Source organism: Candidatus Rickettsia kedanie (assembly GCF_045865205.1).
In the GTDB taxonomy this organism is placed as follows: domain Bacteria; phylum Pseudomonadota; class Alphaproteobacteria; order Rickettsiales; family Rickettsiaceae; genus Rickettsia; species Rickettsia australis.
Genome location: NZ_BAABMM010000040.1, coordinates 64,532 through 90,938, shown reverse-complemented (window position 1 = coordinate 90,938; position 26,407 = coordinate 64,532). Strand labels below are relative to the sequence as shown.

Genomic DNA, 26,407 nt, shown 5'->3' with positions numbered 1-26,407 from the left:
CAAATAAACTTTTTAAAAAATTTTAAAGTACTGGCTTTCCGCATACGCGGGAATGACATCATGAGCATTCGTACAGTAAGGAGGCAAGCTATAGGGTGACTTGAGCTAAAATAACTACTAGGTCTCGTAATGAACCATAATAAGTATATAGTAAGATTGTCATTTATTATATTATTTCTTAATATTGTCATAAATATGATGTTTTATCGTTATTTTATGATAAAAGAAATGATAGTAAAACAAGTGGCTTTGGAACATACTAAAATTGTAGAACTTTACACTGATAATATTTGGAATACTCATCAAAACGTAATAAGTAAATTACATGAATTCGATTATTTAAAATTATTACAAGATCAAGATTTTATTAATTTTGCAAAGATTACTGCTCAATGGTTCACCAATCTTAATATTAATATTTCTCTATACGATCTCAAAGGTAATAAATTCATCACTAGTAATATGTTACATATGTATAGTGTAGACAATTATAAAGATGATAGTTTGGTTGAGATATTTACCGCAAAAATCGATAAATTTTTTTTGAAATCCTTTACTTCAAAAGCTCCGCTTCGAGATGCTTTTGAGGGTATTACAAGTCATATATTATTACCAAGGGTAGTAATAGAAAATGAAAGTGATTTAACAGTGGAAGAAGCTGCTTTTGTTACTAGCTATATCCCTGTTATAGATAATAATTTAGATTTTCCCGTAGATGCAGTATTTGAGATTAACACTAATATTACCAGCCAGTGGCAAAATATAACCTCTCTTGAGCAAAAGGTTTTTATAACTTTTATCATTATTTTTATAATATTCTGCACTATAATTATTAGTAATACTAATTATGCTAGACAAATTATTGAGGAACAGCTTGAAACAAATAGAAATTTAAAAGCTCAAATAGTAAAAGTAGAAAAAACCAGCTCTTCAAATACAAGGTTTTTTGCTAATATTAGTCATGAATTGCGTACACCGCTTAATGCTATAATAGGCTTTTCGGAAATTCTTATGTCGGAAAGAGATGCAGAAAAAAGTAAAAATTATATTAAAGATATAAATGATGCCGGTAAACATTTGCTGAGTATGATTAATGATATTTTAGATCTTTCTAAAGCTTCTGCCGATAAATTAAAAGTAGATAGTATAGATCTCGATTTAAATAAATTAATTAGTTCTTCGCTGATACTTGTTAAGCCTCGTGCCAATCAAGCCGCAGTGGCTTTAATTAGTAGATTACCGAAAGAGCATGTGGTTATAAAGGCTGATCCAAAAAGGCTAAAACAAGTATTCTTAAATCTTTTATCAAATGCCGTGAAATTTACAAATTCCGGAGGAAGTGTTACTATTGCACTTGAAAAAGATGAGTTAGCAAAATTAGTATATATAAAAGTTATAGATACCGGTATCGGTATTGAGGAAAAAGATATTCCAAAAACTTTATCGGCGTTTGGTCAAATTGATAGTGAGCTTAGTCGAAAATATGAAGGTACTGGTCTTGGGTTGCCGCTTACTAAAAAGCTGGTTGAACTTATGAACGGTAAATTTGATTTGCAAAGTAAGATAAATGAAGGTACCACCATAACAATAACTTTTACATATGATGGTAGTATTGAAATATGATATTGTTGCGTGGTTCGGTTCTTTCCATTGTTACCCCGTGACTTGATCCTGGGTCCAGCCACGGTATGACATCGAGTGTGTTTTTTAAGCTATGCAACAACACCTACGGCTGCGTAGCTCATGACGATTTATTCTACATTATGGCAATATAAAAAAATTGTGTGGAATATTAAAAAATTTTCGGTATTATGAAAAATTATAAATTTTTAAAAAATATATGAAGCTTATTGTCTTATTATTTACTTTTTTATTTTCTATGTTTTCTTTCGGAGAAAGCGAAACTATTAAAGGAAAACCTTTAAAATATGTAGCAAATAATGATTTTGAAAATAGACTCGATGAACAGGAACAAGAAATCAGAAGGCTAATCGGTAAAGTTGAGGTTTTACAGCATAAAATTGATCTGCTAACGCAAAACTCAAATATTCCAAATCAAGAAGAAAATACTGGAGTTTTAGAAGCCGGTGATTCAAAAAAACAAGATGTTTTTGATATAGCTTTGCTTAAAGATATACCGGATAATGCTCCTAAAAAACCTATTGCGGTTAATAAGGATATAGCTCCTGATAAGCAAGCTTACGATTTGGCTCTTGCTGCCTATAAAGATAATAAACTTACTGAAGCAAAAGATAAGTTTAAAAATTTTATCCAAAAATATCCTAACAGTTTGCTAATTAGTAATGCTTATTTTTGGTATGGGGAATGCTTTTTTAAACAAAAAGACTATAACGGAGCAGCGGTTAACTATTTAAAAGGTTATAAAGAGTCGCCGAAAGGGGCAAAATCTTCCGATGGGTTATTGAAGTTAGCACTTTCCTTAGGCGAACTAACAAAAACTCAGGAAGCATGTAATATGCTTACTAAGCTTGATAAGGAATTTCCAACTAATAGAACTGCCGCATCCAAGAAAATGGCAGAAGATGCTAAGATCAAATTTGGTTGTAAAAATAAATAAGAATAATAAAATATGACTGATATTTTGGATGAAGTACTGAGTGATCACAATGAAGAAAAAAGGTTAATTTTTTTCAAAAAGCTTTTACCTATAATAATAATCATTTCTATAATAGCTATTACTATAATGGTTGTTATTAATAATAATAAAGATAAAAGAATTAAAAATAACCAAAAAAACGGAGATATTCTTGTTAAGACTGTTGGTTTGGAAACAACAAAAGATAATGAAGAATTAGCTTTTAATACTTTAGAGAATTTAGTGACTACTAGTAATACTAAAATAAAAGAAATAGCTGCATTAGAACAAGTAGCTATAAAGATTTCGGAAAAAAAATATTCAGAAGCGAAAGACCTGCTTAATAAAATTATTGAAAATAAAGAATATTCTGAAATTTCTACTGCTTATGCACGTATTTCATGGTGTGGTCTTGTTATTGATGATCAGAATCTAGATATTCAAGATAAAGAAAAATTAACAAAATATTTAAATTATTTTGATGACGAGAAAAAACCTTTTTGGGCTACGGCAACTATCATAAAAGCTATGTGGGATATTAAGAATAATATGAAACCACAAGCAGTAAAAAATCTAAAAAATTTATTAATTTCAAATAATGTATCTGATCTAATAAAAGATCAGGCTAAAGCATTGCTTGTAAATTTAAATAAATAATAATTTGTACTTAAGGAAAAATATGACAAAAAAAATAGCACTTCTGTTATTACCTTTTATTTTAATTGCATGTAACGGGCTTGGACCAAAAAGGGTAAAAAATATTGTTGAGTTGACTCCTAAATTAGCAATTCAGACTAATGAGACTATATATTTAGATTCTAATGCAAATATATATACATTTAATGCAAATATGCTTAAGAATAAACAGTATAGTTTTGCTAGAAGCAAAACAATTACTGAGCCTATTTTTATAGGCGATATGATTTATGCATTAGATATTAGATCGAATGTTTCTGCATTTTCTATAGAGAAAAATAAGATTATTTGGTCTTATAATTTAAGTAGATATAAAAAAGATAATTATATAGGCGGCGGAATTTTACACTATAACAGAAAATTATACGTAACATACGGTTCAAGGATGTTAGTAGTACTAGATGCAAAATCAGGTTATGAAATAATTAGAAAAGAACTTCCGGATATTATTAGAATTAAGCCTATTGTGCTTGATGATAATACTATCTTAGTGCAAACTATCAGTAACCAAACTATTGCTTTAAATGCAGAAACTTTAAAAACTGTATGGGAACATGAAAGCCTAGCGGAAGTTTTATCGGCTAGTTATTTTATGACGCCGATAGTACAGCATGATAATGTAATAGTAACTTATAATTCCGGTCAAGTACTTGCCTTAAGTATAAAAAATGGTGAAGTAAGATGGAATTTTGAGTTTGCAAATCTTAATGATCATACAGCTATACCGAATTTTGACGAATCAAGTATTTTATGTACCCCCGTTCATGATAATATGAATCTGTATATAGCGACCGGTCTTGGTAAGCTTATTAAGCTTAATATAGCAACTGGTAGCGTGATTTGGCAGGTCAATGCTGAGGATATTCAATCAATGTCTTTAATTGGTAATAGCCTGTTTGTAACAAATAATGCTAGACAAATAGCAGCATTTAATCCTGAAACAGGGAAAGTAAAGTTTGTAGCTGATTTAAATGATGGAAAAGATCCTAAGAAACTAAAATCTGCTACTTTTTTAGTACCTTTTGTTGGAGTTGATAATAACAATAAACGAAGTTTAAATGTTATTTCTGTTAACGGTGTATTATATAGTTTTGATGTTGGTAATAATGGATTAAATATGATACCTCATATTGTCAAAATTATAAAAAATATTCGTTATTATGGGCTAATGGCAGATAATAATTTATATTTTTCTACCGATAGAAAAATAATATTCTGAAGTAAATAGATTATATTTAGCTTGACAGATAGCGGGTATTAATGCTATTAAATATGTTGCTTGATTCTTTAATTTTAAATTCTAATTAAAATAGATACTATTGTGAAAACTTACTCGGCAAAGCCATCGGAAATTGAAAAGAAATGGTGGGTCGTAGACGCAAAAAATATTGTACTAGGACGACTCGCTAGCAGAGTTGCTAATATGCTACGCGGTAAGCATAAGCCTAGCTTTACGCCTCATTTAGATTGTGGTGATAATATAATCATAATAAATGCAGAGCATGTAAAATTGACAGGTAAAAAAGCGAATCCCAAAGACGGAAAAATATATTACAGACATACAGGATTTCCAGGTGGGATAAAAGATACTACGGCAGGTAAAATCTTAAGAGGTAAACACCCTGAGAGAGTGATTAAAATGGCTGTAAAAAGAATGATTACAAGAAATGCTTTAGGTACTAAGCAAATGAGTAATTTGTATGTTTATGCAAATGGTGATCATCCTCATATGGCACAGCAACCTACTGTTTATGATTTTGCAAGCCAAAATCCAAAAAATAAAAAGTAATAGAATATGACTGAGTTAAAAATTAAAACAGCAAAAGTAGAAAAGCAGTTAACTAAAGAGCCTTTAAAACCGGTATTAAAAGCTCCTAAAGAAAAAAAAATAGATAGTGCAGGTAAGTTTTATGCTACAGGTAAAAGAAAAAATGCTGTAGCACGAGTATGGCTTAAAGTAGGAAAAGGAAAAATAGTTGTTAATAAAAAAACAATAGACCAGTATTTTTCTTCTGAAACTTATGTGAAAACTATCTTACAGCCGCTTGTCTTAACAAACACTATTGATCAGTATGATGTAATTTGTACTGTTAGAGGTGGAGGCATTTCAGGACAAAAAGGTGCTATTTTACATGGAATTTCTAAAGCTTTAGATCAATCTGTACCGGATTTTCATGCTATTTTGCGTAAATGCGGTCTTTTAACACGTGATTCTAGGGTAGTAGAGCGTAAGAAATACGGACGACGTAAAGCACGTAAGAAAACACAATTCTCTAAACGTTAAGATTTGGCTATTGTCATTGTTGCATGGTTTGAGAGATCTATTCAATGTCATTCCCGCGTAGGCGGGGAGCCAGAAAAAAACTAAACAAAGACTGGATCCTGCGATCAAGTTGTGGGATGACATAAACAAGCCTATACGACAATGCCTACGATCTTAACAAATTATATAAACACTTCTCCCCTGGCGGGGTAGCTCAGCTGGTTAGAGCAACGGAATCATAATCCGTGTGTCGTGGGTTCAAATCCCTCCCTCGCTACCATTCATTCATCTTTTTGAAAATTCTATATTAAACTGATTTGAACTTTGTGCTTTGTTGTTCATCATCTAGTCTATTAATATATGAGTTCTACCTTCATGTCTGTCACAAAATTAATAAGATTTTTGAAGGAATAGTTATTCATATTTCAAAAAAATCTGATAATTTGCAGCTAAAAATATCTCATAATTATGATCATTAATCAAAAGTGCACAGAACCTAGTATTTTATGAAATTGACTTTAACAAGTTTGATTTTTATATTTATGAGCTTTTTCCAATATATGCTAAATCCTTACCTAAAGGATTCGTGTATCTGAAAGATATCGACCCTACAATTATTCAAAATATGCGTTATTATTTAGATAAAAATTTTGTTGGTAAAAAGGTAGATGGTTATAAAGCACCAGAAGCAATTTTAACCATAGAAGCTGCTAAGGCTCTTAAAGCAGTACAAGCTGAGATAAAAAAAGATGGTTATTCACTTATTATATATGATGCATCTAGACCGCAAAAGCTGTGCAACATTTTTTAAGATGGAGCAAATGGATAATATTGATCAAAAAAAATAAGGAAAGCTTTTACCCATATATAGATAAGTCTAAATGTTTTACACTAGGTTATATAGCTGAAAGATCCAGTCATAGTAGAGGTAGTACTGTAGATTTATCAATAATAAAGCTTCAGAAGGAAGTTAATAATAATCCTGAAGTCATTAAGAGAAAATTGAAAGATGAACGTGTTATATCCTATTTAGATGATCATACGGTAGATATGTATACTTCTTTTGACTTATTTGATGAAGCTTCATATCATGACAGTAAATTAATTGATAAGCAATATTTAGAAAAACGTAATTATTTACGTTCTAAGATGCAAAAACATAATTTTAAAGCATGTCAGATTGAGTGGTGGCATTGTACACTTGAAGCTGAGTCTTGTAAAGATCAATATTTTAATTTTGATATAGAATAGACTTCCTGCATAAGTAACTTCTAAAGGTAATTTGTACGTCGATCCGGTACTCGAATCCTCACGTACGCTGCGGTTCTACGTTCCGTATCTCCTTCAAAGTCCTCTTTATAATAAGTTACTAGTGCAGTTACAAAGCAATTGGCAAGTGAATGGAGTAGGGCATCTTTATAAAAAATATAAATTACCTAATCTTGTAAAAGCTATGGAATTTGCAAATAAGATAACTGAAATTGCAGAGCAGGAAGCACATCATCCCGATTTCACTATATCTTGGGGAGCATGTAATGTTGAAATATGGACTCATGAAATCGACGGCCTTACTGCAAACGACTTTATATTGGCTGCAAAGATAGCAAGTATTAATTTACTTAGGCGGAACGAATAATAGCAAAAATCATACAAGTATCAATGGCTAAATGATGGTTTCTTATTAAATTAATTGAATTATAACAATAATCTTAATAATAAGGCATGTTTATAGTAAACATAAGGTAACGTTATGCCAAATTATCATATTAAATTTTACCAAATATAGTTAATTTAATCGGTTATTTTTGTAGACTTATTTTATTACCAAATTTAATACCAGCTGATTCTAGTGAAAATATTTATGACCAAAGCCTTGATAGAAATAAGGTATATTCTGTACATTGAAAACCTTTTTCTAATAGTTCTACATATTTTTTAGATGAGTATCCTGTGATCATACCTTTGTACATATTGCTAATAAAAAATATATTTTATGTGGATTGGTTAGAGAGCTAAAATTTGCGTTTGAAGATATAAAATCATGGTTTTTAATGCCGGAAGCTCAAATTGATACGGTTAATTGGGAAACTGTAACAACAAATCACTGTCTAAGTAATTTTATTATAAACTGATTGCATATAAGAGAAGTAAAAGATTTTATTGCTAATATAACTATATCTAACCTAGCAAATGCATTTATTGCACATATAATCGGTGATAATAATTATAACTTAATAAAGAATTATAGTATATATTATATGATTGAATCTAGTTGCGATATATTAGTTTATTGTCTAGCGGAACAAATGAATGTGCTGTATTTACTTTAGGCCATGATACGGATACTTCATTATTTAGTGCTATAAATGAATTAATTGAAGGCGATAGAGAGGTAAATAGTGCTGCTACAAGTACTATTTATCTGTATTACAACAGCAGTAACATTAAGTTATATTAGGTATAAGATACATAGCTAATAAAATTAAGATACATATAAATTCTGATTACTATGATGATAGCGATCAACATAATATATGTTTAGGTCAAATAGAGGATCAAGAGGGTCTAAATAGTTAAGTATACTTGTTTAATTTGAAAAATTGGCTACGTTATCTTGTGCTGATAGTCCTCACATACTAATATGTACTCTGCGTTTATCAGTTTCAAGATGCCTCTCTCTTTTCCAAATTCAACTTCGTCTACCAACTCTTCATTTATGAGAGGTAAAATTTTACTGAATTAATAATTCAAATTCTTTTACGACGGCTTGATAAAGTTTCCGTTTGAAAGGAATTATAATGGATAATAGTTCGTCAAGTGATGCCCAACGCCATTGGTCAAATTCCGGATTAGAGGTATTTATATTAATATCTTCGTTATTTCCGGTAAACCTAATTAAAAACCAGCGTTGTTTTTGTCCACGAAAATTACCGTTCCACAATTTAGGTATTAAAAAGCTTGGTACATCATAACTATACCAGCATTTGCTTTCGGCAATAATATATCCTTTATCGCTTCCTATTTCTTCTAACATCTCACGCATTGCTGCAATACTTGGAGTTTCACCCGGGACTATCCCACCTTGAGGCATTTGCCATGCAGATATTTTTGTATCTATTCTTTTACCGACGAATATATGGTTATCGGCATTTAATATCATCATGCCGACTCCTAGTCTATATGGTAAATCAAGATGTTTTTTGGAAAAATTGCTCATTATTTTTTTACTTTAAAAAATCAATTATAATTTTACTACTTTATTTTTACCCGTTGTTTTAGCTTCATACATAGCTTTGTCAGCACGTTCAATGAAAGATTCTATTGATTCTGCTTTTTTATATTCCGTAATTCCGATTGAAATAGTTTTTTGTAAAGGTTCAATTTGATCTTCAATGTGAAAATCCATATATTCTATTTTAACTCTAATTCTCTCCGCAGTTTCAATTGCTTTAGAAATATCTATATCCGTTAAAAGTATAGTAAATTCTTCACCACCGAATCTTGCTATTAAGTCTGTTACTCTGAGCGTATTCTTCAAAATACGGGATACAATCGTTAAAACCTTATCGCCTGCTTGATGACCGTAAGTATCGTTTACGTGTTTAAAATTGTCGATATCGCACATAAGTAAATATAATTTGATACTTTCGTTATTAGCTTTCTCAATCATTTGTTTGAGGTGTATATCGAAATAGCGACGATTAAATAAGCCAGTTAAGCCATCTTTAGCTGCTAAATTAACACTTTGTTCAAGATCATTACGTAAATTATCTTGATATTGCTTACGCCTTAATTGTGTTCTAATTCTGGCAAGTAGTTCGCTTTCCTCTATAGGATAAACGAAATAATCATTAATACCGAGTTCAATACCTTTCACAACTAAAGGCATACCGTCTTCATCAATTTGTAAAATTATTACCACGCCGCTTATTTCTGCTTTACCTCTTAAAATAACACTGATTCTCAAAGGATCTTCATTTTCGAGCGTACTACTGATAATTACTAAATCTGGTGTATATTCATTTATAATATCTAATTCATCGGAATTACTTATTACCTTTACGTTTTGGGTAATCTTAAGTAACATTTGTTTTATATTTTTAACTTGTACCACATCATCATTAATTAGTAATATTTTTTTATCTGCAAAAGTGTCATGCATTTCGATATTTGTTATGCCTAATAATGCATTAGTGCTATTGCGAAGCTTTAATTCATCAATTAAGCTTTTCATTCTAGATAGCGCTTTAAGTCTTACAAATAGAGCAGTATCGTTAATCGGCTTTGTTAAAAACTCATCAGCCCCTGCCTCAAGACCTTTAACTCGGTCATCAATATCAGAAAGTGCAGTTACCATTACGACCGGTATATGAGTAGTTTCCGGATCGGTTTTTATCGTTTTACATACCTCAAATCCATCCATTTCCGGCATCATAACATCAAGTAGTATAGTATCGATTTTCGCCTTTTTAAGAATTGCTAATGCTTCTTTGCCGCTATTTGCAGTAAGAACCGTATAATACTCTTTTAAAAGTTTAGCTGTCAGTAACTTAATATTGGTGTCTATATCATCTACTACTAATATTGTGGTCATAAGATTAAATTCTTGTTTTTAAAGGAAATAATTTGTATATTTATACTTTAATTTTAAGTCTTAAATGTATAATATATGAAAATTTCAGCAAATTCAATTAGAACAGGTAACATATTAGTTTGTAATAATGATTTATGGGTTGTAAGCAAAACACCGGAACATACGCAACCTGGAAAAGGTGGAGCTTATGTACAAGTTGAGATGAAAAATTTAAAAACAGGTACAAAGCGTAACGATAGATTCAGTTCTTCCGATTATTTAGAAAAAGCCGAACTTGAACAAAAAGACTATCAATTTTTATATTTTGAAGGTGATGATTTAATATTGATGGATACAAAACATTTTGATCAAATAAATGTCCCCAAGGAAATTTTAGAAGAAAAATTACCTTTCTTAACTGAAAATATGATTGTTAAAGTCGAATTTTATAATGAAAAGCCTTTAAATATTGAGCTTCCTCCAACTGTTATACTTGAAATTAGTGAAACTGATCCGGTAATAAAAGGAGCAACCGCTACCGCTTCTTATAAACCGGCAGTTTTAGAAAACGGTATTAAAGTTAAGGTACCGCAATATTTAGAAATAGGAGAAAAAATTGTGGTTAAAACTGATGATATAACATATGTCGAGCGAGCTAAATAAATTTCCATTATGCAACCTATAACTAATTTATTAATTAATGCCCTGCGTAAAGCAGTTAAGTTTTTGCATAGAGATTTTTTAGAACTTGAAATGCTGCAAAGAAATTCTGTAAGAAACGAAGAATTTTGTAAGCGATCTTATTTAAGATTAAAAACTTTATTATGTGAAGAATTGCAAAAACATACACAATATTTATTTTTTCCAGAGGATCAATTTGATTTAAATAATAATTATGAGAGTGTTTTTTTCATTAATCCTATAGATAGCCCAAATAATTTCGCTAGAAGCCTATCTTTTTTTGCGATATCTGTAACTTATTTAAAAAGGAATCAAGAAGTTTTAACTCCTACTTCTGCAGTAATATATTTTCCTGCTCTTAATGAAATTTATTATGCTGAAAAAGGCAAAGGAGCTTGGATAGAAAAAAATAATTTAAACTCTAATTATCAAGGATTAAGACTTAGAGTTTCCGATAATGCCGATTTAAAAAACTGTTTAGCAATTATTGAAGATGTAAATCATAATGATTTGGAGACGATAGAGATAGATAATATTAGATCTTTTGCTTCTCCTTGCTACGGGGTTACGCTTGTAGCTTCAGGTAAAGCGGATTTAATATGTTTGTCAGTATTAAATTTTACATTATATTATGCATTTGAGCTTCTTATTAAGGAAGCAGGCGGGATAATTATAGATTCTAGCGATAAATTTATATATTCAAATCGTTATATTGCTAAGAAACTTAAAAAATATTAGAGGTTATCTGTATCAGTTATTTTAATTGATAATTAAAGAAATTTTATAGCAAAAATTAATAAGATTTTGGAAGGAATAGTAGTTCCTATTTCAAGAAAATCTTATAATTTGTAGAAAGAAAGCATTTAATTAGCTTTAAAGTAACTGATTCAGTAACCTCTTGGAAAGAAATTATTTTCAATTTGCATTTTTATTGTTAGAATATAATAATATTAATATAATTATTAATTCATATAAGTTATGGCACATTACAAAGAGTTTGAATTTGACTGCAATTTTGGTGGACAAAACGCCAAGTTTAAGTTTTATATAGGGACACCTCAAGAAGGGCATCATCCACTACAATTTCAAGCAAAATGGTTATCTGACGAAAGAGGCGGTACTATTCCTGATGAGGTTATGAAAGCAATATCACAGCTAAATGATCTTGCTAAAAAAAACGGTGTTCCACTTCCAGATTTATGCGTATATGCTCTTGGTTCTGCTCAAGAAGCCCAGGCTACCCCTCAAGCAGAAGATGAAGATGAGAGTGAAAACCACGAAGATAAAGCAGAGCAGGCATAGTTAAAAATAATAAGAATCGCGAATAGCAAATTACTTATGTAATTCGCTATGCGCGTTAAGAAGATGCATAGGGATTAAAATGAAACAATATAATGATTTATTTAAAATTATTCATCGCGAAGGATATATATTTATTGCTAGCTTTGCATTAGTAAGTTTTTTATTAGCATCATTTAATGAAAAACTTGGCGGTATTGGATTTATCGCTACTGCTTGGTGTATTTATTTTTTCCGTAATCCTGATCGCTTTGTGCCTATAAGTGATGATCTGGTAATAAGTCCTGCAGACGGAATAATTCAAGAAATTAAGGAAGCACTGCCACCCCCAGAATTAGGTCTTGGTGATGTGGAAATGATGAGAGTTAGTATTTTTCTAAATATTTTTAATATCCATGTTAATAGAATCCCGGCAAATGGAAAAATTTTAGCACTTCATTATAATCCCGGAAAGTTTTTAAATGCTTCACTTGATAAAGCTAGTATTTATAATGAGCGTCAATCAGTATTAATGGAAACTGATAAAGGGCAGAAAATCGTTTTTGTTCAAATAGCAGGGCTTATAGCAAGGCGTATAGTTTGTGATTTAGAAGAGGGGAATGAAGTTAAAACGGGTGAGCGATACGGTATAATTCGTTTTGGTAGCAGAGTAGATGTTTATCTACCGTTGAAAACAGCTTTATTAGTGAGTAAAGGGCAGACTGCTATAGGTGGTGAAACTATCATTGCTGATTTTGGACGTAAAAAGACAGCAGAATTTAAGTTTGAGAGAAGATAGTTAAATATCATACCGTGGGCTTGACCAGCGTCGTTGTGTGGATCGATGCCACCACCTTTGTCATCCCCGGCGACTTAATCGTGGGATCCAGTAAAATACTAGTATTTTTATTGTTTTTATGGATACCGTGGTCAAGCAGTGGTATGACACTTGGGAGTAGAAAAATTGTTAAAAATTCGTAAATCTATAATAACTAAACCTGTGCCTCTAATAAAATTAATTCCCAACTTTATTACGTTGCTTGGATTAGTAACCGGTATGAGTTCTTTAAAATTTGCTTTGGATAGCAGATGGGAACTTGCGGTATATTGCATTATAGTAGCGACAATTGTTGATGGTATCGACGGTAGAATAGCAAGGATGCTAAATGCAGCTAGCCCATTTGGTGCAGAGCTTGATTCATTATGCGATTTTGCTAATTTTGGTATAGCTCCTGCGTATTTAATATATTTATGGTCTTTTCAGCAATATGAATATAAGGTATTTTCATCAGCAGTAATGCTATTATTTATAGTGTGTATGGCATTACGTTTAGCTCGCTTTAACGTTGGTATTTATCAACCGAAACAAGATAAAAAAACTGAATATTTTTTTACTGGTGTACCTGCCCCATGCGGTGCTTTACTTGCTTTAACGCCTGTAATGATAGATTTTGAAATCGGTACGTTATTAAATATTAATATCCGTACTCACACTATAACAATTAATATATATTTGGCTATTATAGCTTTTCTACTTGCTAGTAGGCTTCCTACAATCTCAACAAAAAATTTGAGTATTAAACCTGAATATTTATCGCTTGCAATGATTTTAATTGCTATTGTTATTATAAATCTTATCATATATCCATGGTATTCACTGCCGTTAATTGCAGTTATATATATTCTTTCTATACCAATTTGTTATTTTTTTAAACATAGAGGGTATTGGTAAAGTGAATTATGCCGAGTATATTACAACAAGCCATCAACAAATATAAACATCATCCATTTACTAAATATGTAATTATTATAGCCTTAATAATATTTATTTGGGATATAGAATTTATGTTTAGGCAAATACACAATCCACGGATAATGCTTACATAGATGCAGATATTTCAAATGTTAGTGCTGAAGTTAGTGGTGTTTTAACAAAGTTATTTGTTACCGATAATACTAAAGTTAATAAAGGTGATCTGATAGGTGAAATTGACGATAGAGATTATAAGGCAAAGCTTGCAGCACTTGAAGCATCTATTGAAGCTTGCATAAAAAATATAGAAATTATAGAGCAAAAAACCTCAATAGGGCAGATTAGCCTAGAACAAGCGGCTGAAAAATTAAAGCTTACTAAAATAAGCTTTGATATTGTTTCAACAGATTTTACTAGAGTGCAGGAATTAAATAAGGCAAAATTTGCTAGTTCTAAAACATTAGATGATTATAAAAACGCATATCAAAAAGCCAAAACGGATTATAAACAAGCACAGTTAGATTTAGATATATCTAAGCAAAATTTACAACTTCTTGAGCTTGAAAAAGCAGCAGAACAGGCAAAACTTAAAGAGCTAACGGACAATGGCAAAGTAACGTTAAGGAGCTTACAAAATACTAAACTTATTGCTATGGTACCCGGTATATTCGGTAATAGTAGTTTAGAAGTCGGAAATTACATAGTACCAGGTAGGGTGTTGTTTTCTATAGTTCAAGATAATACTATGTATATTCAGGCTAATTTTAAAGAAACGCAAATTAAGAAATTTAAGTCCGGCATGAAAGTCAAAATTGCATTTGATGCTTTGCCTAAAAAAATAATTTACGGGAAGATTCGTAATATTGCTCCTGCTACCGGCTCTAAATTTAGTTTAATCCCACCCGATAATGCTACAGGTAATTTTACTAAAATCGTACAACGTGTACCTGTTTTAATAGATTTTGACTCCCCAAATGCTAATCTAGTCCCTGGTATGTCAGCAATAGTATCAATCAGAAGCGATCAAAAGACATAATTTTCGTCAAAAAAATAGCAATAATTATTCTATTAAAAGTACATATTCTAGTATTATTTACTTATTACTTAAAAAGCTATATAATATCAGTAATACCAAAAGTAATAATTAATATGCAAAGATATTTAGATCCCACTAATGATAGTTTATTTAAAAAATCTTTCGTGATTTAGAAAGGTTAAAGGAATTTCTCAATGCAGTTCTTGAATTACCTGAGGGGTTTAGAATTAAAGAAATAGACTTTATACATGTAGAGCAAGTACCTATTATTGATAAAGGGCAAAAAAGCATATTTGATTTAAAGGTTAAAGATGAAGCAGGTAGCTGGTATATAATCGAAATGCAAAAAAGCAATGAAATCAATTACCTAATAAAGAGTGCAATATTATTCGGCTCATTCATACGTACAGCAACTTATCCGAGGAATAAAGCATAAAGATTTACTACCGGTAATAGTTATTTCGCTTAGTAAGACTAAAATTTTTGATGATGAAGTACCTTGTATAAGTCTTCATAAAATGCTTGAAACTAAAACAAATGAGCAATATTTATTTGATTTTTCCTATGTATTTTAGAGCTTAAAAAGTTTGATAAAGATAAGTTTGATAATACTATCGATGAATGGCTACATTGATTTAAGTGTGCAGAAAACGAAACTAGTCCGCCTGCAAATATAAAGAGCGAGAAAGTATTAGATGCGTATTCTGTAATAGAAATACATAACCTAACCCCCGAAGAGTATAATTAATAGAAGATGCCGGGGCAATAGCTTTATCTGAAAATTTTGAAAAAGGTAAAGCCGAAGGGAAAGCAGAGCTGATACAAATGATGCTAGAACAAGGTAAAACTGTTCAGCAATAATAGATCACAGGATTATCTAAAGCAGAAATAGAAGAGCTAGAAGCAAAAATAGAAAATTCTAAAGCTAGTTGATTAATTATTTACCGCTTAACTCTGTTAATTCTTTTTTTAATTTTATTACTAAAATTTGTAATTTTTCAAATTCTTCGCGAGTGACGTAATTGCCTTTAATTATTTTATCCTCAATTATGCCACAGCTTTTATCCGATATACTATTTAAGGCTTTTTGTGCTACGCTGCTAGCTCCAACGGCTACTTTTAAAATATTATTTGTTTTCATCTCACCTCTATAGATAAAGCATGTAAGCCGCTATTAAATTCATCGGCAAGTAAGTTATTAATAGTGCGGTGACTTACAATTAAGCTTTTGCCCTGTAATGTTTCTGCAGCAATTCTTATTTTTATATGGCTGTGAATTCCGTCATAATGACTAGCATGTTTATAGCTTTCATCTATTATTTCTTGAAAATGTGGTTTTAATACACTTAATTTTTCTTGTATCCTTTCTATGCGGCTCATATTTTTATTTCATTTACAGTAAAAATGTCCTAGTATCCGTAAGTATATAATTTTATGATAAAAATGGCAATGTCAGAATTAATAACGGATTATAAAGATTTACAAGCTGAGATAGATAAATTGGAAAAAGGCGTATGTTTTGCTTGTAGATTAGTTAATTATGATGAAATAGAATTGATAGAGCAGGATAAGCATTTTATAATTGAAGATTTAGATCAAATCATTGAGGATGTAAGCAAAGAACTTAATATTTTTTCAAAGTTTAAGCAAATAAAGAAAGATAGAATATTATTTATCCTAAATACTACTGATTCTGACTTAATTAAAAATTTTGCTAGAAAATTATATTTATTTTCGCAGCTTTATATTAATGAACAGAAGCCGGCAATTTATATGCATTGTTATATTGCTAGTATTAAATTGCCAAAAGTAAGTAATAATGCTAAAGAAATTGAAAAAACATTAAATATATTACTTTCACAAAATAATAATTATTATTACCGTGAATATAGCAGTACAGAATATGATTTGGAAAATATAAGACAATCTAATCTTCAGCTTAACTTATTACGACAAGCCTTAGCAAAAAATACTATGCGATTTGCTTATCAGCCTATAATAGATCGCAATACCATGAAAGTTCATTATTATGAATGTCTACTTCGTATACCTGACAAGAACGGTATTTATATTTCCGTAGGTCCTATAATCCCTATTGCTGAAAATAAAGGATTAATTTTTATAATTGATCAAATTGTTTTGGAAATGACTGTTAACGAACTTGCAAGCAACCCAAACTTAATGTTAGCCGTTAATATTTCAAATATAGGAACAGGCGATGAAGCTTTATGGGAAATAGCAGAAAACTTATTAAAAGCTCATAATGTTCGGGATCGTTTAATTATTGAAATTACAGAAACTTCTTTCAATGAGAATTATGATAAAATAACTTTATTTATTAATAAACTACATAAGTACGGATGTAAATTTGCATTAGACGATTTTGGCTCGGGTTTTACTTCTTTTAAACAACTTCAAAGCTTACCAATTGATATTGTCAAAATTGACGGTAAATATGTGCGTAGTATTACAAGTGATGTACAAAGTAGGTATTTCGTAGAAAGATTAATTAAAATTTCAGAAGATTTAGGTATTGAAACAGTAGCTGAATTTGTAGAAAACGGAGAAATAGCCAAATTTTTAATTGATCTAAAAGTCGGTGGGCTACAAGGGAACTTCTATTCCGAAGCAAAATTTGATAGGGCGGAGTAGTGTAAAGCTGTCTCGTATGTCATTCCCGCGTAGGTGGGAATGACATACGAAGTATAATACTTGACAATCTACATAAAAACCTCTATGCAGAACTCAACTTTAAATAATGAAACAATTAAACTTATATGCTGTTACTTGAATTAAAAAAAACTAATCAAACTTTAGAAACTATACATTTTCTAGGTATCGGCGGCGTTGGAATGAGCGGTATTGCCGAGGTATTACATAATCTAGGTTATAAAGTACAAGGTTCCGATTTAGTAGAAAATTATAATACTAAAAGACTTGAGTCATACGGCATTAAAATATTTTTAGGACATGCTGAGCAGCACATTACCAATGTTTCGTATGTTGTTATTTCATCGGCAATTAATTCAAATAATCCTGAAATAAAAGAGGCATTAGAGCGTAAAATTCCGATTATTAGGCGTGCGGAAATGCTCGCTGAACTTATGAGGTTAAAATGTTCTGTAGCAGTGTCGGGATCGCACGGTAAAACCACTACTACTTCTTTAATTGCTTGTTTATTTGAGGCAGCCGGTTTATGTCCTACAGTTATTAACGGCGGGATTATAAATAATAAATCGACTAATGCATATCTTGGTTCAAGTAATTATTTAATTGCGGAGGCCGATGAATCGGATGCAACGTTTATTCATATTCCATCAACTATTGCGATAATAACTAACATTGATCCTGAACATTTAGATTATTATAAAGATTTTGAAACATTAATTGGTGCGTTTAAAAGCTTTATTACTAATTTACCGTTTTACGGTTTTGCCGTTTGTTGTATCGATCATAAAATAGTTCGTAAGTTAGTAGATGATATTACTGAAAGGAAGATTGTTACTTATGGAATCGATTCAGAAGATGCTCATATTATAGCGTTTAATATTAACACTGATATTGCTTCCTCTACTTTTGACGTAAAAATTAGTCTACCAAATGTATTAGGTACAACGATTATTGAAAAAATTACTATTCCAACGCCCGGAAGACATAATATTTTAAATAGTCTTGCTGCAATTTCCGTTGGGATAGAATTAGATTTCGGTATTAAAGCTATTAAAAACGGTTTTAATAATTTTAAAGGAGTGAAGAGGAGATTTACTAAAGTAGCTGAATATAATAAGGCGGTGGTTATCGATGATTACGCTCATCATCCTGAGGAAATCAAGGCGACGCTTGCTACGGCTCGCAATATAGCCGATAAGCAAAACGGTAAAGTTATTGCTATTTTTCAGCCTCATAAATATTCAAGGATGCAGCATTTATTTGATGATTTTATGCGTTGTTTTAATGATGCGGATATGATTTATATTACCGATATATATGCTGCAGGAGAAGAGCCTATAGAAGGGATTACAGGTCAAAATTTAGTTAATAAGATTACTAAAAATAAGCATCATGACCAAGCACATTTTTTAGCTGAATTAGAGGATGTAGTTGGAGTTATTATAGATAATGCAGCTTCCGGTGATATGATAATTATGATGGGAGCAGGTAATATTTCAAGTTTTGCTAATGAATTAGATGAGAGATTGTCATCCCGCACTTGATATCCATGCAACAACGTCATACAAGAAAAAAGATGAAAGTAAAAATATGTTAATTTTACCGACAGTAAAGGGCGAGTATACAAAAGATTATAATTTAAAACATCTGACATGGTTTAAAGTAGGCGGTGATGCCGAAATTTTCTTTAAACCTTTAGATAGCGAAGATTTAGCAAGTTTCTTAATACAAAATAAACAAAAATTACCTATCACTACTTTCGGTGCAGGCTCAAATATTATTATAAGAGACGGCGGCGTAGAAGGGGTCGTTATAAAACTTGGTCAGAATTTTAGCAATATTGAGTTTATAGATAATCATTTAATAGTAGGTAGCAGCTGCCTTAATTATAATTTAGCAAAATTCTGTCAAGCAAATGCTATTTCCGGTTTTGAGTTTTTAGTAGGTATCCCTGGTACTATCGGTGGCGGTGTTGCTATGAATGCCGGAGCTTACGGCTCTGAATTTAAAGATATTATAGTTAGAATAGAAGCGATTGACTTTGCAGGAAATTTTCGAACATTTACTAATGAAGACAGCGGTTTTAAATATCGCGGCAACAATTTACCAAAGGATTTAATTATTCTCAAAGCAGTTTTTAAAGTAAATAAAGGCGATAGTGAGAATATATTATTACGGATGAATGAAATAAATAACGTAAGATCATCGACGCAGCCTATTAAGCGTACGTGCGGTAGTACTTTTGCAAATCCTGAAGGGCTTAAATCTTGGGAACTTATTGACAAAGCAGGGCTGAGGGGCTATAGAATAGGCGGTGCTTCGATGTCAGAACTTCACTGTAATTTTATGATAAATAATGGTGATGCTACCGCTAAGGATTTAGAAGATTTAGGTGATTTTGTCCGGCAGAAAGTATTTGAAGATAGCGGCGTTGAATTAAAGTGGGAAATTAAGAGAATAGGGAAGTATGTTTAAACACCGTCATTGCGAGCAGTCGTAGACTGCGTGGCAATCCAGTAAAAAATGCTAATCTATAGCATGTTTTACTGGATTGCTTCGTCAAAACTTACAGTTTTTCCTCGCAATGACGAAAAATAAGTCACAGGATGACAATATAGAATAAAAGCAAATAATATGAAATATCAAACACATTGGATAGAACATTCTGTAGTCAAGAGATTAAGTACTACCGGTAAAAAACATATAGCGTTAGTAGCTGGCGGTATGTCTGCTGAGCGTGAAGTATCCTTAGTATCAAGCGAAGGGGTTCATAAAGCCTTAATTGAATTAGGATATAAAGTTACCTTTATTGATATGGGAGCGGATATTGCGGTTAAATTACAAGAAATAAAACCTGATATTGTTTTTAATTGTTTACATGGTACATATGGTGAAGATGGTTACTTGCCTGGATTACTTAATATAATGCGGATTCCTTATACTCATAGCGGCGTGTTATCTTCAGCTTTAGCATTCGATAAAATACATTCTAGAAGTTGGTTTTTAACGAATAATCTTAATATGGCAGAAAGTATTGTTGTAAGTAAAAGCGATAATATAAAAACTGATCCTATGAAACGACCATATGTAATCAAACCTCTTACGCAAGGATCAAGTATTGGTGTTGAAGTGATATTTGAAGAAGATGACTTTAACTTTGCCGATTATGATTTTCCTTACGGTGATCAGGTAGTAATAGAGCGATATATAAAAGGACGTGAATTACAAGTAGCGGTATTAAACAGTAAAGCTTTAGGAGCTTTAGAGATTAAATTACTAAAAAATCGTTTCTATGATTATGAAACTAAATATACCGAAGGATTTGCTAAACATCTTTGTCCTGCTCCGCTACCTGCTAATTTATATGAAAAATTACTTATAGAATCAGAAAAAATTTATAAAACAATGAATTGTAAAGGTCCTGCTAGAGCAGAGTTTGTTTTAGAAGAGCAGACAAACAAATTATATGCTTTGGAGATAAATACTCACCCAGGTATGACTCCTTTATCAATAGTGCCGGAAATTGCAGCTTATGCAGGGATAAATTTTACTAACTTAATTGAAGAAATTATAAAGACGGCAAGCTTTGAATCATGAAAAAAAAACAAGTTCCAATAACAAAAACAAAAAAAAAACTAATAATATCTCATTACGCCGAAAATTAGGACTAATTTACAAAAAAGCAATATTAGGGCTTAAGATTGCTTTAATTATCTTTGTATGTCTATTTGGTTTTACAAAATATTTTGCCGGCATAAAAACCTACTTAACAACAAATATATATCAAACAACAACGAAACTTGGGTTTAAACTTGAGAATGTTATCATCGAAGGACAGCAAAATGTCGATGAGCCTACAATATTAAAGGTTTTAAATGCAAATAATGGCAGTCCTATTTTTGCTCTTAAATTAGATGAAATGAGAAATAATTTAAAGCAAAATAAATGGATCAAGGAAGTATATGTCAGTAGAAGATTACCAAATACGGTATATATAAAATTATTTGAAAGAGAACCTATTGCTATTTGGCAAATTAATAATCAGCTTTTCTTAGTCGATGAAGAAGGTTACGAAATTAGTAAAAATATTCGACCTTTTCCTCATTTATTACATGTTGTAGGGGAAGGGGCAAATATCTATGCAGGTAAATTAGTACTAGAGCTACAGCAATATCCGGCATTAATGAATAAAGCTTTAGTTGCTATAAGGGTTGGAGATAGAAGGTGGGATTTAAATCTTAAAGGTAATATAAGTATTAAGTTACCTGAAAAAGAGTTTGAAGAAGCATTAAAGTATGTCGATGCACTAAATAAAGCTAACAAGCTATTTAACCAAAATTATAAGGCTTTGGATTTAAGGGATAAGAACAAGTATTATATTGAGAAGTATTGAGAATCGTCATTGCGAGGAGAATTACGTAGTAATTAGACGAAGCAATCTAGTTAAAAATTCTGATTTACAGAATTTTTTTCTAGATTGTCACGTTGCTTCGCTCCGCGCAATGACGTTTTTGGAATAACAAACATAAAAAAATGAAAGAGAAAATATCAAATTTTGTAACGCTTGATTTCGGCAGTAGTAAGATTGCCGTAATTGCTGCCTATATTAGTAAAAAGGGTGAGATTAAAGTAGCTAGCCAAAATTTGCATCATTCTAAAGGTATTAAATCAGGAGTGATATCAGATTTAAAAAACGCTGAAACTAGCATTGTTTCGGCAATTTATGCACTTGAAAAAGATTGCGGTAAAAATATAAAAAAAGTTATATTATCGTTATCAGGTGCCGATACTAAATCTTATTATATTAATTATACCATTAAAGTTAACGGGCAAACCGTAACGCAGCAGGATATGAAAAAGTTATTACAAAAAGCATTACTTGAGTTTAAAGTTAAAAACCAAGAAATTATTCATTATTTTCCTCTTGAATTTACTCTTGATAATAATTCAGTCGAGAATCCTATAGGTATGTACGGTAGAGAGCTTAGTTGTGAATTACATATTATTGCAGCTAGTTCAAATATGTTATCAAATATTGTACAATGCTTCGCTAAATGTCATGTTGAAGTCACAAATATTACTCTAGCAATTTATGCTTCTGCTATTAGCTGTCTTACGAATGATGAAAAAAATCTAGGCTCGCTTATTATAGATATGGGCGATAAAACTACCTCTTTCGGCATTTTTTTTGTTGGTAAATTAATATATACAGGGCATGTAAATATAGGTAGTTTTCATATTAGCTCAGATATTGCTAAAGTTTTCGGTATTGATCTTGTTACGGCAGAGAAATTAAAAATTTTATACGGTAATGCAATGATACCTTTATTTGAGAAAGATAGTATTATAAATATGGATGATTTTCAGGTTGATACTCATCATAATTTAAATACTTCCATAACAATTTATAAATTAGCCGAGGTAATAAGAGCAAGAGTCGAAGAAATATTATCAATGGTAAAAGCCGAATATGATAAAGCAACAAAAGGGCAGGTTGAAGTTTTTAGAGTTGTAATTACCGGCGGCGGGTCTCAGCTTAGAGGGCTTAAAGAGCTTTCAAATAAAATTTTTGAAAAACAGAGTAGAATCGGTAAACCGGAGATTATTGCCGGTTTTACAGAAGACTATAATCCGGCTATGTATTCAGCAACTATAGGAATGCTAAAAATTCATGCTCTAAAACAGCAAAAAGAATTCGCTCATATTAGACTTGATGAAAATAGTAGCTTCTTTAAAAAAGCTTTTGATTGGTTTAAAGAGAATGTTTGAATTCGATTATTATTTTTTCTTGCTACTATTGTCAGAAAAATACCTTGAGAATCATATATAATTTCAAGGATTTGGAAGCCTGCTTTTTTAGCTGTATACGTGTTTCGGCTTCTGTACGAAAAACTTGCCATGCAGCATTAATAATATTGCTAAAAATAGCCTTTTGTTTTAAAGCACATTCACAGTATTAACATTTGTCCATGTAGATTCTTTTATAATGTTGGAGGAGGTGTTAAAAAGCTTGCAATTAGTATACCACTAGGTTTAAGCACTTTACTAAATTGTTTATATAGATCAGTAACTTTATCATCATCAAATTCATAGATATTAAGACCATTACTCGTAAGGATATTATATTCCTCGTGAATATCAAGATTCCAAACATCTTGTTACAAAAAGTTAACATGCATAAGATGATGCTTTTTAGCGTTTTCTTGTGCTAGTTCTAAAGAACCAGCATCTAGATCAATCCCTGTCAGATGAATTTCTTTTATTTTGCTGTAATCCAATGTAAGCAAATCATCCATAGTACCGCAAGGAACAGAAATAAATTTCATTCTGTCTTCTAACTTATCCTGTAAAATTTTTAAAATATTTTAAAGCGTTCTTGGGTAGCTTTAACAGAAGGAGCATGGTACAAAATCCATCTTTCTAAAGGGTGGAGCTTTTCTTTTTAAAGACCATGAATTATTATATAAGATGTCCAATAACCATTGAGTCCTTTATTTGCCAACAAAAAACGACCTAACTCAAATTTGTGTAATTGATCAAGTAAGGAAAGCTGTCCATCTAATGGTAAAGCAAGTCATATGCTTGTTTTCTAACTCTTTTTTGAGTTGTGAAGCATATCAAAAGTAGATTTTATTTAATCCATGATGTGTTATTAATATTGGCATAAATTATATAGGGTTTGATTCTATGTTTTAGGTCTATGCTTAGAACAAATTAGTACATTCCCTTTGACTGCGGTGATGAAGAGTTGCTCGCCTGTTTTTGCATCGATTTCATTTGGAGCAAGGTAAGCATTCATAATAGCACCGGACCATCTTACTTGTCCTATAGTATCAGCAGAAACGGTAGAACTATAAACCTCTACCGTTTTGCCTATCATATCTGAGTAATTTTCTGTTCTATCAGTTTTATTATAAACATATTTTTTAAGAGGATAATATAATATGCAAAACCAAATAAGCGATAATATACCAAAAAATGTTATTTGATTTGTTAAGCTAACTAGAGGACAGTTATATACCACAAGAGTGTTTGATAATGCTCCAAACCCAAAGAATAAAAATCCAATATTTGGAACTGCAAAAAATTCAACAACTACACAAATTATGCCGATTATTAACCATATTTCGGTGAGGTAATTATTTATCATGAACATAAGTTTTTAAAAATAATATGACGTCAGCTATGTCTTGTGGTCTTGAGATACCGACAAAGGACATTTTAGTTCCTGGTGCATAGCTACTTGGTTTATGTAAGAAAGCAAATAAACTATCATCATCCCATACGCCGCCGAGTTTTGATAGAGCAGGGGAATATTTATAGTTTGCTATGCTTGCTTTTGATCTGCCTGCTACATCCCAGAGATGCGGTCCTAGTTTATTTGGACCGTCTTTATCAAGAGCATGACACATGAAACATTTCTTGGCTATTTCACGACCGTTATTGGCATTCGCTGTTTTCATCAATTCTGGTATATTGATTGGTGCCTGCTCTAGTGCGGTAGTATCTTGATTTTCTGATGATTCTTGAACCGCAACGCTGTAGCCGCGATGCTGTAACTCTAGAGTGGGTTTATATAATATATTTGCAACAAATCCAACCATCATAGCAATTAAACTAGCAAATAAGATGGCTGCAACAATTTTATTTAATTCTTTTCCAGACATTTATTTTGTTTTTTTATTAGAATTTATACTATAATTTAAGTTGTAAGAGAAGTTAATTAAATAAATAAAAGAAAAATTTATAAAAATATTTATTCTTTGGAGAGCAAAATAAATGTCTGATTCAAAAAAATCAATGGTTAGAACAATATTTAATCAGTTAAAATCTTATTGGACTAGTCTTAGACAAAGTAAAATCGGTAAAATATTATTTAGCAATAGTTTAAGTTATGCAGTTTCCGTAGCTTCTATAGCAATTGCAGTTTCCGGGCTTTTTACTCCTATATCACCGATAATTATAGCTGTAGCTGTTGTTTCAGGAGTGAGCGTAGGAATTCAAGCTATAAATGAGACTTTGAAAGTGCATGGTTTGCGTAAACTTCATAAAGAGAATAATTTATTAGTACATAACAGAAATGCTAAAAGTCAGCAAGATTATATATTATCATTAGAACCAAGCTTAAAAGATATTTTGAAAAATGAATTATATACGCCGCAAACGGCAGGTAAGGATGCTACTCAAGATAAGTATGAGTTAAATGTAAATAAATTGAAAAGTACAGGACGAATATTTGGAAATAATTTGGGTGGAGCCGCAAATTTGGCTGCCTCTATTATTAAAGGTGCTAGCGGTAATGTGCTTGATATATTAAAAGCTATGGGTTACGGTGTAGTTACGACCGCATCATTAATTATCGACGGTCTTACTGAAAAGGAAAAAATAGAAATAAAAGCAATATTTAAATTAAATATAAATGAAGAATATAAAAAACAAGACACTCCTATATATGAAAATTTAGAACAATTAGAGAATTATACTAAAAATCAAGTATTGCAAACGTTGGCTTTAAAAAAATTAATAACGGATAAGCATTATTGGAGTATGAATAAAGACCAAAAAATACAAAAATTTCGAGAAATAAGAGGTAATTTTAATTTTGAAATAAAAAGAAACGGTTTAGAAGAATTTTTTAAAGAAAATAAAATAACAATGGATAATAGAAAAGAGAGTTATGTTAAAGATATTAAAAATGTAATGAATCCATTTTATGAAAATCCTAGTAAAGCCGAAGGATATAGTCCGTTAACTAAAGCTATGGATAAAGATAAAGTTAATAATTCTGAAATAAAAAGGACAAAACGTGAAAATTTAAAAAGGATGCAAAAAAGAAAGCGAAATTTAACAATATGAAATGA

28 protein-coding genes, 1 tRNA gene and 6 pseudogenes are annotated in these 26,407 nt (G+C 31.0%); 27 read left to right on the top strand and 8 right to left on the bottom strand.

Translation table 11 applies throughout. The annotated features are described in order from the left end of the window. Positions 1-129: 129 nt before the first annotated feature. The 9 genes and pseudogenes from ACKTSD_RS06545 to ACKTSD_RS06505 form a co-directional block, all read left to right on the top strand. On the top strand, positions 130-1,623 hold the full coding sequence (locus ACKTSD_RS06545; RefSeq protein WP_412708519.1) for a sensor histidine kinase: 1,494 nt from the start codon (positions 130-132) through the stop codon (positions 1,621-1,623). 217 nt (positions 1,624-1,840) lie between these two features. Beyond that, a complete protein-coding gene (gene ybgF / locus ACKTSD_RS06540) occupies positions 1,841-2,578 on the top strand; it encodes a tol-pal system protein YbgF (RefSeq protein ID WP_412708518.1) in 738 nt (245 codons plus the stop codon). Between the two features lie 12 nt (positions 2,579-2,590). Beyond that, entirely contained in the window at positions 2,591-3,253 is a 663-nt protein-coding gene (locus ACKTSD_RS06535) for a DUF2659 family protein (RefSeq protein ID WP_412708517.1), read from the top strand. Between the two features lie 22 nt (positions 3,254-3,275). Beyond that, positions 3,276-4,511, top strand: coding sequence for an outer membrane protein assembly factor BamB (locus tag ACKTSD_RS06530; protein ID WP_412708516.1), 1,236 nt, complete (start codon positions 3,276-3,278; stop codon positions 4,509-4,511). A 102-nt stretch (positions 4,512-4,613) separates the two neighbouring features. Further along, the gene (gene rplM, locus ACKTSD_RS06525) at positions 4,614-5,081 is read left to right on the top strand and encodes a 50S ribosomal protein L13 (RefSeq protein WP_412708515.1); all 468 of its coding nucleotides are present in this window, start codon (positions 4,614-4,616) and stop codon (positions 5,079-5,081) included. Positions 5,082-5,087: 6 nt separating this feature from the next. Beyond that, positions 5,088-5,576 (top strand): 30S ribosomal protein S9, encoded by a 489-nt coding sequence (rpsI, locus tag ACKTSD_RS06520; protein WP_412708514.1) that lies wholly within the window; start codon positions 5,088-5,090, stop codon positions 5,574-5,576. A gap of 182 nt (positions 5,577-5,758) precedes the next feature. Then, positions 5,759-5,835: transfer RNA gene (locus ACKTSD_RS06515), tRNA-Met, on the top strand. Between the two features lie 226 nt (positions 5,836-6,061). Then, positions 6,062-6,366, top strand: a pseudogene (locus ACKTSD_RS06510) (M15 family metallopeptidase). 239 nt (positions 6,367-6,605) lie between these two features. After that, positions 6,606-6,755 (top strand): annotated as a pseudogene (locus ACKTSD_RS06505) (M15 family metallopeptidase); the annotation flags it as partial. Between the two features lie 60 nt (positions 6,756-6,815). Here the strand turns inward: ACKTSD_RS06505 and ACKTSD_RS06500 are convergent. Then, positions 6,816-6,988: pseudogene (locus ACKTSD_RS06500) on the bottom strand (palindromic element RPE1 domain-containing protein); the annotation flags it as partial. Between ACKTSD_RS06500 and ACKTSD_RS06495 the strand changes: the two are divergent. The 3 genes and pseudogenes from ACKTSD_RS06495 to ACKTSD_RS06485 all read left to right on the top strand — a co-directional run. After that, positions 6,916-7,191, top strand: a pseudogene (locus ACKTSD_RS06495) (4a-hydroxytetrahydrobiopterin dehydratase); the annotation flags it as partial. The pseudogenes ACKTSD_RS06500 and ACKTSD_RS06495 overlap by 73 nt on opposite strands. A gap of 114 nt (positions 7,192-7,305) precedes the next feature. Further along, positions 7,306-7,597, top strand: a pseudogene (locus ACKTSD_RS06490) (hypothetical protein); the annotation flags it as partial. Positions 7,598-7,845: 248 nt separating this feature from the next. Beyond that, entirely contained in the window at positions 7,846-8,013 is a 168-nt protein-coding gene (locus tag ACKTSD_RS06485; protein ID WP_412708513.1) for a hypothetical protein, read from the top strand. A 273-nt stretch (positions 8,014-8,286) separates the two neighbouring features. Here ACKTSD_RS06485 and ACKTSD_RS06480 read toward each other — a convergent pair whose 3' ends face one another. Then, the gene (locus tag ACKTSD_RS06480; protein WP_412708512.1) at positions 8,287-8,772 is read right to left on the bottom strand and encodes an RNA pyrophosphohydrolase; all 486 of its coding nucleotides are present in this window, start codon (positions 8,770-8,772) and stop codon (positions 8,287-8,289) included. A 24-nt stretch (positions 8,773-8,796) separates the two neighbouring features. Continuing rightward, on the bottom strand, positions 8,797-10,149 hold the full coding sequence (locus tag ACKTSD_RS06475; RefSeq protein WP_412708511.1) for a PleD family two-component system response regulator: 1,353 nt from the start codon (positions 10,147-10,149) through the stop codon (positions 8,797-8,799). 75 nt (positions 10,150-10,224) lie between these two features. Between ACKTSD_RS06475 and efp the strand changes: the two genes are divergently transcribed. The 8 genes and pseudogenes from efp (at position 10,225) to ACKTSD_RS06435 (ending at position 15,451) form a co-directional block, all read left to right on the top strand. Further along, positions 10,225-10,791, top strand: a complete 567-nt coding sequence (gene efp, locus ACKTSD_RS06470; protein ID WP_412708510.1) for an elongation factor P — start codon at positions 10,225-10,227, stop codon at positions 10,789-10,791. A gap of 9 nt (positions 10,792-10,800) precedes the next feature. Then, positions 10,801-11,547, top strand: coding sequence for an inositol monophosphatase family protein (locus tag ACKTSD_RS06465; protein ID WP_412708509.1), 747 nt, complete (start codon positions 10,801-10,803; stop codon positions 11,545-11,547). Between the two features lie 240 nt (positions 11,548-11,787). Further along, positions 11,788-12,111, top strand: coding sequence for a DUF2610 domain-containing protein (locus tag ACKTSD_RS06460; protein ID WP_412708508.1), 324 nt, complete (start codon positions 11,788-11,790; stop codon positions 12,109-12,111). A 79-nt stretch (positions 12,112-12,190) separates the two neighbouring features. Continuing rightward, positions 12,191-12,886: a phosphatidylserine decarboxylase gene (locus ACKTSD_RS06455; RefSeq protein ID WP_412708507.1), complete on the top strand. Its 696-nt coding sequence runs from the start codon at positions 12,191-12,193 to the stop codon at positions 12,884-12,886. Between the two features lie 165 nt (positions 12,887-13,051). Further along, entirely contained in the window at positions 13,052-13,819 is a 768-nt protein-coding gene (locus ACKTSD_RS06450; protein WP_412708506.1) for a CDP-alcohol phosphatidyltransferase family protein, read from the top strand. An 8-nt stretch (positions 13,820-13,827) separates the two neighbouring features. Further along, positions 13,828-14,876, top strand: a pseudogene (locus ACKTSD_RS06445) (HlyD family secretion protein). A 157-nt stretch (positions 14,877-15,033) separates the two neighbouring features. Then, the gene (locus ACKTSD_RS06440) at positions 15,034-15,312 is read left to right on the top strand and encodes a PD-(D/E)XK nuclease family transposase (protein ID WP_412708571.1); all 279 of its coding nucleotides are present in this window, start codon (positions 15,034-15,036) and stop codon (positions 15,310-15,312) included. Further along, complete coding sequence (locus ACKTSD_RS06435) at positions 15,254-15,451, top strand: hypothetical protein (protein ID WP_412708505.1); 198 nt, start codon at positions 15,254-15,256, stop codon at positions 15,449-15,451. The genes ACKTSD_RS06440 and ACKTSD_RS06435 overlap by 59 nt, the downstream gene beginning before the upstream one ends. A gap of 362 nt (positions 15,452-15,813) precedes the next feature. On the opposite strand, the gene ACKTSD_RS06430 is transcribed toward ACKTSD_RS06435, so the two are convergent. Together ACKTSD_RS06430 and ACKTSD_RS06425 are read right to left on the bottom strand one after the other, a co-directional pair. Next, positions 15,814-16,017, bottom strand: a complete 204-nt coding sequence (locus ACKTSD_RS06430; protein WP_412708504.1) for a hypothetical protein — start codon at positions 16,015-16,017, stop codon at positions 15,814-15,816. Then, positions 16,014-16,256 carry a BolA family protein gene (locus ACKTSD_RS06425; RefSeq protein ID WP_412708503.1) on the bottom strand — a complete coding sequence of 81 codons (243 nt, stop codon included), beginning with the start codon at positions 16,254-16,256 and terminating at the stop codon, positions 16,014-16,016. The genes ACKTSD_RS06430 and ACKTSD_RS06425 overlap by 4 nt, the downstream gene beginning before the upstream one ends. A 54-nt stretch (positions 16,257-16,310) precedes the next feature. Here ACKTSD_RS06425 and ACKTSD_RS06420 point away from each other — a divergent pair, with 54 nt between their 5' ends. From ACKTSD_RS06420 to ftsA, 6 genes are all read left to right on the top strand, one after another. Next, the gene (locus tag ACKTSD_RS06420; RefSeq protein ID WP_412708502.1) at positions 16,311-17,528 is read left to right on the top strand and encodes an EAL domain-containing protein; all 1,218 of its coding nucleotides are present in this window, start codon (positions 16,311-16,313) and stop codon (positions 17,526-17,528) included. 125 nt (positions 17,529-17,653) lie between these two features. Further along, on the top strand, positions 17,654-19,090 hold the full coding sequence (murC, locus tag ACKTSD_RS06415; RefSeq protein ID WP_412708501.1) for a UDP-N-acetylmuramate--L-alanine ligase: 1,437 nt from the start codon (positions 17,654-17,656) through the stop codon (positions 19,088-19,090). A gap of 46 nt (positions 19,091-19,136) precedes the next feature. Next, positions 19,137-20,021: a UDP-N-acetylmuramate dehydrogenase gene (gene murB / locus ACKTSD_RS06410; protein WP_412708570.1), complete on the top strand. Its 885-nt coding sequence runs from the start codon at positions 19,137-19,139 to the stop codon at positions 20,019-20,021. A gap of 159 nt (positions 20,022-20,180) precedes the next feature. Then, on the top strand, positions 20,181-21,143 hold the full coding sequence (locus ACKTSD_RS06405; RefSeq protein ID WP_412708500.1) for a D-alanine--D-alanine ligase: 963 nt from the start codon (positions 20,181-20,183) through the stop codon (positions 21,141-21,143). After that, complete coding sequence (locus ACKTSD_RS06400) at positions 21,133-21,939, top strand: cell division protein FtsQ/DivIB (protein WP_412708499.1); 807 nt, start codon at positions 21,133-21,135, stop codon at positions 21,937-21,939. The genes ACKTSD_RS06405 and ACKTSD_RS06400 overlap by 11 nt, the downstream gene beginning before the upstream one ends. Positions 21,940-22,079: 140 nt before the next feature. Next, positions 22,080-23,315, top strand: a complete 1,236-nt coding sequence (gene ftsA, locus ACKTSD_RS06395; RefSeq protein ID WP_412708498.1) for a cell division protein FtsA — start codon at positions 22,080-22,082, stop codon at positions 23,313-23,315. A gap of 389 nt (positions 23,316-23,704) precedes the next feature. Here ftsA and ACKTSD_RS06390 read toward each other — a convergent pair whose 3' ends face one another. The 3 genes from ACKTSD_RS06390 to ACKTSD_RS06380 all read right to left on the bottom strand — a co-directional run bounded on the left by ACKTSD_RS06390 (position 23,705) and on the right by ACKTSD_RS06380 (position 25,213). Further along, positions 23,705-23,872, bottom strand: coding sequence for a hypothetical protein (locus tag ACKTSD_RS06390; RefSeq protein ID WP_412708497.1), 168 nt, complete (start codon positions 23,870-23,872; stop codon positions 23,705-23,707). A gap of 359 nt (positions 23,873-24,231) precedes the next feature. After that, the gene (locus ACKTSD_RS06385) at positions 24,232-24,702 is read right to left on the bottom strand and encodes an NfeD family protein (protein ID WP_412708496.1); all 471 of its coding nucleotides are present in this window, start codon (positions 24,700-24,702) and stop codon (positions 24,232-24,234) included. Then, the gene (locus ACKTSD_RS06380) at positions 24,686-25,213 is read right to left on the bottom strand and encodes a c-type cytochrome (RefSeq protein ID WP_412708495.1); all 528 of its coding nucleotides are present in this window, start codon (positions 25,211-25,213) and stop codon (positions 24,686-24,688) included. The genes ACKTSD_RS06385 and ACKTSD_RS06380 overlap by 17 nt, the downstream gene beginning before the upstream one ends. A 112-nt stretch (positions 25,214-25,325) precedes the next feature. On the opposite strand from ACKTSD_RS06380, the gene ACKTSD_RS06375 reads away from it, so the two are divergent. Further along, positions 25,326-26,402, top strand: coding sequence for a hypothetical protein (locus ACKTSD_RS06375; protein ID WP_412708494.1), 1,077 nt, complete (start codon positions 25,326-25,328; stop codon positions 26,400-26,402). Positions 26,403-26,407: the final 5 nt, after the last annotated feature.